Source organism: Segatella copri, assembly GCF_019249795.2.
Taxonomy (GTDB): Bacteria; Bacteroidota; Bacteroidia; order Bacteroidales; family Bacteroidaceae; genus Prevotella; species Prevotella copri_B.
This window is the reverse complement of the sequence record NZ_CP156892.1, coordinates 344,500-357,216: the sequence shown is the minus strand read 5'-3', so window position 1 is coordinate 357,216 and position 12,717 is coordinate 344,500. Positions and strand designations below refer to the sequence as shown.

Genomic DNA, 12,717 nt, shown 5'->3' with positions numbered 1-12,717 from the left:
TAATATATTTAAATCATGGCAAAGTTCAATCGTTTATTAGGCTCGTTTGTAGCCTGTGCGGCGATGCTGGGTGGTATCTCTACTCAGGCATCTGCTGCCGATATTAATATTATCCCGATACCGGTGAAGACTCAGGTACAGAAAGGGGAGTTCGTATTGCCACAGAAGGTGGTAATCGCTTACCAGACGGCTGAAGGCAGAAATATCGCCCAGTACATGGCAGACAAACTGAAGGCTTCTACAGGTTATGAGGTAACGGTAGGTGGAAAGAAGGGGAATATCTCTATACAGATTTCTCCTTCGCTGAAAATTGCCGAGGAAGGTTATCGCCTTACCGTAACCGCCAAGGGGGTTGTTGTCAAGGCGAAGACCGCCAAGGGCGCCTTCTACGGTATGCAGAGTTTCATGCAGTTACTCCCTGCCCAGATAGAGAGCGCAACCCGGGTGGATGGGGTGAAATGGGTAGCACAATGCTGTGATATCCAGGATGCTCCACGCTTCGGCTACCGTGGATTCCATCTTGATCCATGCCGTCATTTCATTACTGTACAGAATGTGAAGAAGCAGATTGACCTGATGGCTTCTCTCAAGGTCAATACGATGCATTTCCATCTGACGGAAGATCAGGGCTGGCGTATTGAAATCAAGAAATATCCTAAACTGACTTCTATCGGCGGTTATCGCAAGGAAGGCGATGGCTCTATCTATGGAGGTTTTTATACACAGGAGGAGATTAAGGATATCGTGGATTATGCTACCAAGCGCTATATGACGGTGATTCCTGAGGTGGATCTTCCTGGACACATGATGGCGGCTATTGCTGCTTATCCGGAATTGTCCTGCAAGGGAGAGCAATGGACTCCAAGAATGGTTTGGGGTATCGAGGACATCGTGATGTGTCCTGGTAAGGAATTGATGTTCCATTTCCTGGATGATATTTTCAAGGAGATGGTGCCGCTCTTCCCTGGTAAATATTTCCATATAGGTGGCGACGAGTGCCCGAAAAACAGTTGGAAAACCTGCCCTACTTGTCAGAAGCGTATTGTTGACGAGCATCTTCAGGGCGATGGCAAGCACTCTGCAGAGGAAAGACTGCAGAGCTATGTCATCAAGCGTGTAGAAAAGATGCTGGAGAAGTATGGTAAGAAAATCATCGGATGGGATGAAATTCTGGAAGGTGGATTGAGTGAGAATGCTACCGTCATGTCTTGGCGAGGTATTGATGGAGGTATCGAAGCTGCTAAGCAAGGGCATGATGTTATCATGACTCCTGGTTCTGGTGGTCTTTACCTTGACCATTATCAGGGCGACAGTAAGATAGAACCAATCACGATTCCAAGCAGTCCTGTCTATCTGGCCAAAACCTATAGTTTCGACCCTGTTCCTGATGTAATCCGCAAGGCTGGACTTGATAAGCATATTTTGGGTGTGCAATGCAACAACTGGTCTGAATATATGTATTCCAATGCCAAGATGGAGTATATGATGTATCCTCGTGCCCTGGCTCTCTCTGAGGTAGCCTGGTCGCCATTGAGTCGTAAGAACTTTACGGATTTCTGCAAGCGAGTGGATGCTAACCTCGTAAGACTTGATGAACGTTGTATCAAATATCATCTTCCTCTGCCGGAGCAGCCATACGGATCCTGCGATAAAGTGGTGATTACCAAGGATACTACAGTAACCTTTATCACTTCCCGCACGATGAAGATGGTCTATACGCTGGATGGTACGAAACCTACTCCAGAGTCTCTGGTCTATACTGCTCCTATCCCTGTAAACCGTGATTGTATCATCAATATTGCTACGGTTTTGCCTTCTGGTAAGATGAGTCGCATCAGAACCATCCAGGTGGAGAAACAGAATTATGCTCCTTCCGTTGAGGTGAAAGATGTAAAGCCGGGTTTGGAGATGAAGCGCATCAAGGGGTATTATCATCATGTGAATGACTTAGAATGGACGGATGGCGTCTGGGAAAATTCTGTTATCCGCAGCTTTGGCGAAATGAAATTGAAGCAGGTTGACGATGCTCGCACTCTGCGTGGAGAGAATGGTTATGCTGCTATTGCCGAAGGATATGTGATGGTGCCTGAGGATGGTGTATATTATGTTTCTTCCCGCGCCGACCAGGTTTGGATTGACAGTAAGTTGCTTATCGACAACTCCAGCGAAGTGAAGAGTATTTCCCATCGTGACAACTGCGTAGCTTTGGCTAAGGGGCTACATCCTATCAAGTATGTCTTCATAGCCAACATTACTGGTGGCTGGCCTTCTTGGTGGAACGGACTCAACCTGCAGATGCGCAAGGATAATTCCAAGGAATTTGCGGATGTAGAAGATAGTCAACTGTTCCATTAAATATATATAATAAGGTAAAACCTGTTTTTAAATCATAAATATTCATGAATATGAGCAAAAGAAATTTCATGTTTCTTGCCCTACTGGGTGCCATGGTTCTTAATGGGCATGGCGAAGTAAGGGCGCAAGATGCCAGCAGATGGCATAATGTAGATGTCAATCAGCAGAATCGTGCTCCTCGCCGTGCTGCGTTCTTTGCTTTCGAAAATCAGGATAAGGCTCAGGCTTTCGAGAAGAAAAATTCAGCCAACTACCTTTCGATGGAAGGCACTTGGAAATTTAATTTCGTCAAGGACTACAACAAGCGTCCTGCCAATTTCTTTGCTGCCAACTATGATGATTCTCAATGGAAGGATTTTCCTGTACCGGGCTTGTTTGAACTGAATGGCTATGGCGACGCTACCTATAAGAATGTCGGTTATGCCTGGGCTACCCAGTTTAATCCAAATCCTCCTTATATCAACGAACTCAATAACTATACGGGTTCCTATCGCCGCACCTTTGACCTGCCTAAGGACTGGAAGGGCAAGGATGTGTATTTCCATGTCGGTTCTGCTACCAGCAATTTGAGTCTCTGGGTGAATGGCAAGTATGTGGGATATAGCGAAGACAGCAAGGTGGCTGCAGAGTTTAATATCTCCAAATATCTGAAACCAGGCAAGAACCTCATTGCCATGCAGGTGATGCGCTGGTGTGATGGTTCTTATTTTGAGGATCAGGACTTCTGGCGTTTAACGGGAATCGCCCGTGAGGTATATCTCTATGCCCGTCCGAAAGTTCATGCAGCCGATATCCGTCTGGATGCCGGTTTGGAAAATCAATACCGGGATGGTGTTCTGAACTATCAGGTAGCCTTGAAGGGTGGTAAGACTGATGTTACTCTCAATTTGTGCGACAAGGATGGCAAGAAGATTGCTGAGGCTTCTGGTGTACAGGGTACTATTAAGGTGCCTGGGGTGAAGGCATGGACTGCAGAAACACCTTATTTATATAAGGCATTCATTACTTTGAAAAATAAGCAGGGTGTATCGGAGGTTATTCCTCAAAAGATAGGTTTCCGCAATGTGGAAATCAAGAATGCACAACTTCTGGTCAATGGCAAGCCTGTCCTGATCAAGGGTGCTAACCGTCATGAAATAGATCCTGATGGTGGCTATGTGGTCAGCGTGGAGCGCATGATTCAGGATATTAAGATTATGAAGCAGTTGAATATCAACGCTGTTCGTACCTGTCATTATCCTGATGATCCTCGCTGGTATGACCTCTGTGATGAATATGGTATCTATGTGACTGCCGAGGCAAACCTTGAATCTCATGGTATGGGATATGATGAGAAATCTCTCGCCAAGTTCCCTGAATACCTCCAGACTCATATCGAGCGTAATGAGGGTAATGTGAAGACTTTCATCAACCATCCTTCCATCATCGTATGGAGTTTGGGTAATGAGTGTGGCTATGGCATCAATTTCGAGAAGACCTATGACTGGGTGAAGGCCTATGATCAGACTCGTCCTGTGCAGTATGAGCGTGGTGGATATGACAGTAAGACCGATATTCATTGCCCGATGTATATCGACTATGAGGAGAGTGAGAAATATTGCAAGAGTGATGGCGTAAAACCTTATATCCAATGTGAGTATGCTCATGCTATGGGTAACTCAGAGGGCGGTTTCAAGGAGTACTGGGATTTGATTCGCAAATATCCTAAGTATCAGGGTGGATACATCTGGGACTTTGTAGATCAGGGTCTGCGTGACAAGAGTCCTGTTACCGGTAAGGAAATTTTTACCTATGGTGGCGACTATGGACGTTATCCTGCCAGCGACTACAACTTCAATTGCAATGGTATCATTGCTCCAGACCGCCGTTTGAATCCGCATGCCTACGAAATCCAGTATTGGCATCAGAATGTATGGCTCAAGGATCTGGATGCCGTGAATGGTGCTTTCAATATCTATAATGAGAATTTCTTTAAGAATATTGACGACCTGCACCTTACTGCAACTATCTATGCCAATGGTGTGAAGTTATCTACTGTTGAGATTCCTGAGACTAAGGGTATTGCTCCTCAGACAACTAAAATGGTGAAGAGTGATGCTTTGAAGTATGCTATTGCTGAAGCAGAGTCTGAACATGGTAAGGAGGAAATTACAGTCAATTTTGCCTTTGCCAGCGATGGTACAGAACCATTGGTAGAGAAGGGACAGGTGATGGCCCGCCAGCAGTTTGTCATCAATGAATATCAGTTTGATAAGGTAGATACTCCTATTGCAGCGACTTCTACTAAGATTTCTGGTAAGAAAGGGAAACTCCAAAATAACAGTAGCATCGAGGTAGAGGAAACCAATAGCTATGTGAAGGTTTCTGCCAAGAGAATGTCGGTTACCATAGGCAAGAAGACGGGTATGATTGATTATCTTGACGTAGATGGCGAACCTATCTTGAAATTCCGCGAGAGCATGAAGCCTGAATTCTGGCGTGCTCCTACTGATAATGATTATGGTGCTTCTTTGCAGAAGGAGTTGAAGGTTTGGAAAAATCCTGTAATGAACTTGAAGTCATTTGATAAGAGTGAGATGAAGGATAGTATTGTCCTGACGGCTACCTTTGAAATGCCTGAGGTGAAGGCTGAGTTGATACTTCGTTATTGCATCAATGCGGAAGGTGAGGTTTCTGTTACCGAGAAGATGACCACGGATAAAGCGGCTAAGGTAGCTGACTTGTTCCGATATGGTATAGTATTGGATTTGCCTGCATCATTCTCTAAGTTGGAATATTATGGCCGTGGTCCGGAGGAGAATTATATCGACCGTCATTCTTCTACCTTTATTGGCAAATATGAGTCGGATGTAAAGGATGAGTATTATCCTTATGTTCGTCCTCAGGAGAGTGGCAACCATACAGATATCCGTTATTTCTCTATTTTCAATCCTGCATCAGGTAAGGGTATTACTTTCGAGGGTTATGCTCCGATGGAGTGCAGTGCCATTCCTTATTCTATTGAGGATTTGGATTCTGGTGATGAAAAGGAGCATGCTTGGGGACAGCATAGCGGTGATTTGGTTGACAAGGGCTTGACACAGGTACATATCCAGCAACGCCAGTACGGTTTAGGTTGCATCGACAGTTGGATGACAAAGCCTATGGAGAAATACCGCATGCACTATGGCGACCGCGAATTCCGCTTCGTCATCAAGGCAAAGTAGTTTTAACATGAAGAATTCTTTTTTTGTACGTGAATAGGGTTAGATTGTGCGGTGCTTTCCTGCAGATTTGCAGGCGGCACCGCTTTTCTGTTTCTGTGCGTTTTGTACATGCTTATCCTCATTCGTATTCATGCAAACTGCTTCTTCATCAATTTTGTTTATTGAGGCAGAACCTTCCTGATGGATAGATTTCTCAAAATATTCATAGTATAGAACTCTAAGGTATAAAAAGAGTCTCCCTGTCAGAAATGGATAGCAAAACAAAGTCCATTTAAAGCTTTCTCCTATTAACAATACTGCGTTAAATTAATATTTAATCGTCTGTAAATCAATAACTTATATTAAGAAATTCTTATGAAAACTTAACTATAAAAAGTTGGTCAAGTCGCTGATTTTCAGTAACTTTGCAAATCACGACAAACGCAAAATTATATGAATACAGGACTTGACCAATATATGGATATCTTTAAAGATGCAGTTGAAGATTCGGCTGCAAAGTTAACAAAAAGTTTCGAGAAAATACTCATCGAGGTGATAATTTTGTTCATGGTAATACCAAGAAAGATAAATTTCACCCAAATGGGGAGGTATGGCTCGCATGTTGAGCAAACCTATCGCAACGCATTCGGCTTAAAAAAGTCGAAAAGCATTGACTGGCTCAAACTTAATGTCTCACTTGCCAAGCGCTTCTTTGGTAAACAGGGAAGATGGGCTATTGCCATTGATCCCAGCTACATCAGCAAAGCTGGCAAGAAGACTCCACATATCGGTCGTTTTTGGTCGGGATGTGCACAGTCTGTTAAACATGGTCTCGAAATCATGGGTATTGGCCTCATTGATATTGATGCCAAAGACTGCATGATGTTAAAAGCACACCAGTCGCTAAGTAATAAAGAACTGAGTCTTAGAAACAAGACTATGGTAGATTTCTATATCAGCGTCATTAAGCGTTACCGCAAGGAACTTCTTAAACTCTCAACCCTCATAGTTGCAGATGCTTACTTCTCTACAAGTACATTTGTTAATGGGATAAAGAAAGAAGGGTTCTCTTTGATAAGCCGCTTTCGTGACAATGCTTGTCTCTTTTATGTCTATGCTGGTCCACGTACTGGAAAACGTGGTCGCCCAAAGACCAAGGATGGCAAGATTGATATGAAGAATCTTGACCTCACTCGAATGGAGAAGATGGAGATGAAAGATATAGAAGGAACAGCTTATACTTTGATAGCCTATTCCAAGGCACTCAGGTGTAAAGTTAGACTTGTCATCTGGCAGATGCCGAATGGCAAGAAGAAACTATTCTTCTCTACAGACACCTCACTTTCGGGTGAAGAAGTACTTCTTTATTATAGAACCAGGTTCCAGATCGAATTTTGCTTTCGTGACGCCAAAGGCTATACTGGTCTTATGGACTGCCAGGCTCGCGATAAGTGGAAACTCGATTTTGCTTTCAATGCTTCGTTCACATCACTAAATGTTGCCAAGGTAACTATGAAGGAGATGGGAATGGAATATTCTATGTCTTCATTCAAGTCACTGATGACCAATATTTATCTGGTGAAACGAATTTTTAAAGCAAGTGGGTACACCCCGAACCGAACTTTAATTAGCAAGATTTTCAAAGATCTCTCGTGCTTACAGCGTATAGCTGCTTAGCACATTATTGAATTATTAACGAACTATTGAGTATATAAACTTAAAATAAAACGATTATGAAGAAATTCTTTACTCTTATTGTAGCCGTAGCTTTGGCTGCTAGTGTTAATGCTTAGGGAACTTATGCTGTGCAGGTAGGTGACAAGGTAAATGCTGGTGATAAGATTACGTCAGTAAAAAATGTCACTTTGACTTATATGGAGAATGCTGGTACTGCTTTTGCAGATGGTAAGGCTACCGATAATTGGGCTGATGGTGATTTTACTGCTTACGTATGTGGTAAGAACAATGGTAAGTTGGTGAAAGGAGCTGCGCCAACTGGATGTGTTTATAAGTTCGAGACTGCAAATGCAGGAACTTTAACTGTAGCTATACAGATGGGAGCAACTAAAGGTTTCCATATTTTGGATGCTGATTTTGCTGAGGTGACTCCTGGTTCTTATAATTTGCCAAGCGCAAAGGATGGTGAATCTCAGAAATTCACACTGAACGAGAAAAATGAAAATATTATTGCCGCAAAGTCTAATGGTATAGTAACCTTCAACGTTGCTGCTGGTGGTACATACTATGTGCTTGCTGCAGGTACTAAAATGGGCTTCTTTGGCTTTAAGTATACGATAGGCACTAGCACTGGCATCTCTTCAGTAAACGCTGCTGCAGCCAAGAAGAATGGTAAGACCTATAATATGGCTGGTCAGGAGGTTTCTTCTTCTGCCAAGGGCTTGATTATCAAGAACGGTAAGAAGTATGTAAAGTAACAGATTGTATATACATATAAAACAAAAGGGCATTCCCAAACATGGGGATGCCCTTTTTGTTTTATAAGAAGTTTTATTCCTTTATTACCTTATCCACTACGGTCTTTCCGTTCTGAAACAGCATCTTGCGGATGTTGATGCCTTTTTGAGGAGCAGAAAGGAGGGTGCCGTTGAGGCTGTAATACTTTACTTCGGCTAATTCACTGGGATTGGAGGTGATGATCTGCGAGATGCCTGTAGGTTTCTTCCATGCAGGATAGTATTCATCTACCTTGTTCTCTGCATCAGCATTGCCCTGCTTCATGATGTCCTCAACCAGAGAATTGGCGTAAACCTCAAGGTTGGTGTAGTACTCCTTGCTGTCAAGCGAGTAGGTGAGGGCATCTGTGGCGTCGTTTGGATCCAGACCATTGGCTGTCTCCCATGCATCAGGAATGCCGTCCTTATCGGTGTCGAAGTCGGCAGGGCGAGAAGCGGTGCCGAAGTTTGCCTCGGTGTAGCCGTTTACATCTGATACCTTGTCGATGATGCCAGGTGATTTGGTAATACTTCCCTTGTACTTGGCAGTACCTGTCTTTGCCTCTTCCATGTAGCGCGCATCAATCTCATCGCGGTAGAGTGAGGCTCCGCTGTATGCCAGTACTTTACTGAATGCTTCGGCAGCAGAGTGGGTGGTAACTTCTCCTGTTGGAGCAGCAGCGTCCATCTTGATCTTGACACAAGAAACACCACTGATGGTTTGGTGGGCTACGGCATCTCCGTAGAAATTCTTTTTGTCAGCAGAATATTCCTCGCCATTATAAGTATAGGTTCCATCATCGTATATCACACCCTTCCAGTCCTTGTTCTTGGTAACAGAACCCTTGGTGTTTTCGGTGGTGTTTCCGTTGATGAAGTAACGGCTGGTCATGCCGTAGAACTCAGGATGATTCTTGTCAGAATTTCCACTTGTTGATACGGTTACTTGCGTGATACGGTCCTGGTTTCCACGTTCCTTGCCGGAGCTTACGCTTACCTTGAGGCCGTTCAGGGTTGTACTTTTTAAACTGTGGCTTGGTCCAGCCTTGTAGTAATTGTTCACGATGTTGATCTGTCCGCCGCCCGGCCCTCCGTAGCAGGTACCCTGTGCGTTATACATCACGCAGTTGCGGAAGTCTACGTTTTCTGCCTGCACGGTGTTCTTCCACTGATATGTATCGTAATCCTTGTTGCTGGTGTAGCCTGTCCATCCGTATCTTGCGCCATTGAAACGGGGACCGCGGTTCGTGAGATGGCCTACGAAGTTGTGGTGGAAGCTGGCGAGCTTACCGCCCCAGATGCCTCCGTAACCATGTGCTCCCTTAGAGTGGCCCGGATTGGTGAGACTTTCGGCAACGGTACACCACTGCATGGTGAAATTGTTGTTGTCGTAGAATGAAGCCACCTCATCGATACTCCAGCTGAAGGAACAGTGGTCGAAGATGATGCCGGTCTTGTTGCGCTGCCAGGTAGCATCCGCACCGTCATTGATATCCTTCTCCTCTCCGCGGCGTATGCGGAGGAAACGGATGATGTTGTTGTTGCCCGGTTGAACGGTGTAATATCTGAGGGTGATGCCCGGAGATGGGGCAGTCTGTCCGAGGATGGTGATGTTGTCACCTATCTTGAGCTCAGACTTCAGGGCGATGACGCCAGCCACATCGAAGACGATGATTCTCTTTCCCGTTTTGACAGCCTCTCTGAAAGAACCTGTTCCGCTGTCATTGAGATTGGTTACGTGTACTACTTTTCCACCTCTTCCGCCGGTTACATATCTTCCGTGACCTTCTGCGCCCGGAAAGGCTGGAGTTTGTGCCAAAGCAGCAGCACTCATGAGTGCTGCTGCCATTGTTGTGAATATTTTCTTTTCCATCGGTGAGAATTCAATTAATAGTTTTAAATTCAGTTTACAGTTTAGAGTTAATAGTTTATAGGGCAATCTTGCTATACGGTGAAGTCGCTGTAAACTGTAAACTATAAACTAAGTTTTACTTATTCAGTCCCTGCATTTCCATTTCCAGACTAGCCCAGATGAAAGGACCTACGCCCTTGGCATCATTGTCGCGGATTGGTTCGCTCATGTAATAGTCGAAGCTGCCGTCGCGCTTGAAGTTTGGCTTCTTGACGTATGGACCAGGGCCAGGACCGAGTCCGCTGACAGCACAGCAGCGGGTAAGGCTGATGGTCTTGTCAGGATTTACCTGGATGAAGTTGTTCAGGATTCCCTCATAAGCCTTGATACCTGCTTCCTGATATTCCTTGCCGAGGTATCCCTTGCGGTAACCCTTGAGGAGAACATAGGCAAACATGCTTGAAGCGGTGCTCTCGAGGTAGTTGCGAGGATCCTTTACGTCCATCACGTCGTACCATACGCCCGTCTTCTTATCCTGGTATTTCACCACGCTCTTCATGGCCTTATTTAATAAGGTGATGATTTCGCCGCGGCGAGCATAATCTTCAGGCATGGCATCGAGGCATTCGGTCATTGCCATGACGTACCATCCGAGGGCTCTTGCCCAAGTATGTTGGCTCTTTCCGTCTTCCTTGTTTGCCCAGAACTGGCTGTGGGTCTCGTCCCATGCATGTTTCCAGAGCTGAGTCTTCTCATCGTAGGTACGCAGGTCGGTCTTCACAATCTGGTCTACCGCATCGTCGAGAATCTTCTTCGCCTTCTTTGGCTTGAGGTTCTGTACAGCGTAGTTGCAGTAGAAAGGCAGACCCATGAAGATGCCGTCGAGCCATACCTGGTTGGCGTAAATAGCCTTGTGCCAGTAAACGCCTTCCTTGGTGCGAGGCTGGTTCTGCAGCTGCTTGAAGAGCGTCTTCAGCGCCAGTTCGCTGCTCTTGCTAGGGAAGAGGTTGTGCATGCGGAGGATGAACTTCGCTGTGCGCACATTGTCGAGGTTGAAATCCTCATATTTGTAGCCTGTGATGTTTCCCTTTTCGTCAATCATCTTGGCTGGATATTCTTTCAGGTAGTTGATGATTGCCTCGTTGTTGGCTTCGGCATCAGCTCCCTTGAAGGTGCTCTTTCCGCCTTTGTAATGGAGGTAGGTGTCGAGCATACCTTCCATCTCAATGCCCATTACGTAGCTCCACTTTGGCTTCTTGCTGAAGTCGAGCAGGTAAGACTGAGGCACGCGCTGCATCTCGCTGTGGGTGAGCCACTCTGAGTAGGTCTGGTAAGGACGGTCTTCCTTGTTGAGAACCAGTGAACCATTGATGATGAGGTTGTCGAACTTCACGTTTCTTGTCTTGCCGGTAACCTTGGTAGGCTGCTTGATGACACCGTCGAACTTACAGTTTTTTACATGGATGTCGTATACGTTTTCTACCTTGTTTCCACCGATGATGAGCACACCGTAGTTGCTCTTCTGGCAGGTAACATCTTCCATGCTCACGTTGCGCACGGTAGGTTCAAATCCGCGGTAGCAAGCCTCTCTTGGCTCATAGTCGAGGTTGATTTTGAGTACGGCTTCCTTACACTGTCCTACGGTAACCTTGCGCATGTGGATGTTCTGGATGAGTCCGCCGCGGCAGTTGTTGGTCTTGATGCGGAGGATGCGCTCCAGATGAGGAGAGTCCATCTCGCAGTTCTCGGCGTATACATTCTCGCATCCGCCTGAAATCTCAGAACCGATGACTACGCCACCGTGTCCGTCTTCCATGCGACAGTTGCGGATGATGATATTCTTAGATGGCTTGTTCCAGAGACGACCGTCGTTGTTTCGTCCGCTCTTGATGGCGATGCAGTCGTCGCCGGTGTGGAAGATACAGTTCTGAATGAGTACATTCTCGCATGCTTCAGGGTCGCATCCGTCTCCGTTAGGTCCTTCGTTCCAAACGGTTACGCCGTCTACCGTGATGTCCTTGCAGAGCAGAGGGTGCATCACCCAGAAAGGCGAGTTGATCATCTTTACGTCCTTGATGAGAATGCGCTCAGAGCGTACGAAGTTGACGAGCTGAGGGCGGAGACCCTGTCCCATACCGAACTTGCGCTCATCGAAAGGCACACCGTCTTCTGCCATTTTCTGCAGTCTGGCGCGGGAGCCCATCTTCTGGTGTTCCTTGGTTACGCCCTCCTTGTATCCGAAGTAAGGATTGCCGTTCCACTGCCACCATGTATCATTGTTGCCGCCTCCGTCGATGGTACCTTTACCGGTAATGGCGATGTCGGAAACCTTGTAGGCGTAGATGCATGGAGAGTAGTTCCAGCATGCCAATCCTTCCCATGCGGTGCGAACCAGCGGATAGAGTTTTGGCTCAAAGGCAAACTGCAGTACGGCACCTTCTTCGAGGTTCAGTTCTACGAAGCTCTTCATCTCAATGGCTCCTGTGCGCCAGGTACCCTTCGGTATGACGATGGTACCGCCACCTTTCTTAGAGACGAGGGCGATGAGTTTGTTGATTGCCTTCTGGTTCTGTGCAGCCGAAGCGTTCTGCTTGGCTCCATAGGCAGAAATTACATACTTCTTGGTTGCCTGCTTGATATTAGGCAACTGTATGCTCTGTTCAATGCGCTGATATTCAGCATCGTTCCATCCGTCGGCCCAAGCGCAGGCTGGGATGAGAAGCAGAGCAACGAGTAAGGTCTTAAAGAATTTCTTCATTGTCTTTGTTCTAGTTTTATGATTATTTGTATTTATTTATTTGTATGAATCTGTTTATTCGTTTGTTTGGGTTTGATGTTTAACACATCGGTGCAAAGTTACGAATTTTATTTG

The 12,717-nt window shown here is 45.7% G+C and carries 6 protein-coding genes; 4 read left to right on the top strand and 2 right to left on the bottom strand.

From position 1 onward, the window contains the following. The first annotated feature begins 15 nt into the window (after positions 1-15). From KUA48_RS14460 to KUA48_RS14445, 4 genes are all read left to right on the top strand, one after another. Entirely contained in the window at positions 16-2,355 is a 2,340-nt protein-coding gene (locus KUA48_RS14460; protein WP_218433752.1) for a family 20 glycosylhydrolase, read from the top strand. Positions 2,356-2,423: 68 nt separating this feature from the next. Further along, positions 2,424-5,561: a glycoside hydrolase family 2 TIM barrel-domain containing protein gene (locus KUA48_RS14455; protein ID WP_218433754.1), complete on the top strand. Its 3,138-nt coding sequence runs from the start codon at positions 2,424-2,426 to the stop codon at positions 5,559-5,561. A 432-nt stretch (positions 5,562-5,993) separates the two neighbouring features. Then, a complete protein-coding gene (locus tag KUA48_RS14450) occupies positions 5,994-7,217 on the top strand; it encodes a transposase (RefSeq protein ID WP_153093847.1) in 1,224 nt (407 codons plus the stop codon). A gap of 128 nt (positions 7,218-7,345) precedes the next feature. Continuing rightward, positions 7,346-7,975, top strand: a complete 630-nt coding sequence (locus KUA48_RS14445) for a hypothetical protein (RefSeq protein ID WP_151200547.1) — start codon at positions 7,346-7,348, stop codon at positions 7,973-7,975. A 73-nt stretch (positions 7,976-8,048) separates the two neighbouring features. On the opposite strand, the gene KUA48_RS14440 is transcribed toward KUA48_RS14445, so the two are convergent. Next, on the bottom strand, positions 8,049-9,866 hold the full coding sequence (locus KUA48_RS14440; protein ID WP_218433399.1) for a pectate lyase: 1,818 nt from the start codon (positions 9,864-9,866) through the stop codon (positions 8,049-8,051). A gap of 115 nt (positions 9,867-9,981) precedes the next feature. After that, complete coding sequence (locus tag KUA48_RS14435) at positions 9,982-12,603, bottom strand: glycoside hydrolase family 88 protein (RefSeq protein WP_153079602.1); 2,622 nt, start codon at positions 12,601-12,603, stop codon at positions 9,982-9,984. Positions 12,604-12,717 lie beyond the last annotated feature (114 nt).

Coding starts and splice junctions, on each gene's coding strand:
- KUA48_RS14460 (WP_218433752.1), top strand. CDS start 16: ATGGCAAAGTTCAATCGTTTATTAGGCTCGTTTGTAGCCTGTGCGGCG.
- KUA48_RS14455 (WP_218433754.1), top strand. CDS start 2,424: ATGTTTCTTGCCCTACTGGGTGCCATGGTTCTTAATGGGCATGGCGAA.
- KUA48_RS14450 (WP_153093847.1), top strand. CDS start 5,994: ATGAATACAGGACTTGACCAATATATGGATATCTTTAAAGATGCAGTT.
- KUA48_RS14440 (WP_218433399.1), bottom strand. CDS start 9,866: ATGGAAAAGAAAATATTCACAACAATGGCAGCAGCACTCATGAGTGCT.
- KUA48_RS14435 (WP_153079602.1), bottom strand. CDS start 12,603: ATGAAGAAATTCTTTAAGACCTTACTCGTTGCTCTGCTTCTCATCCCA.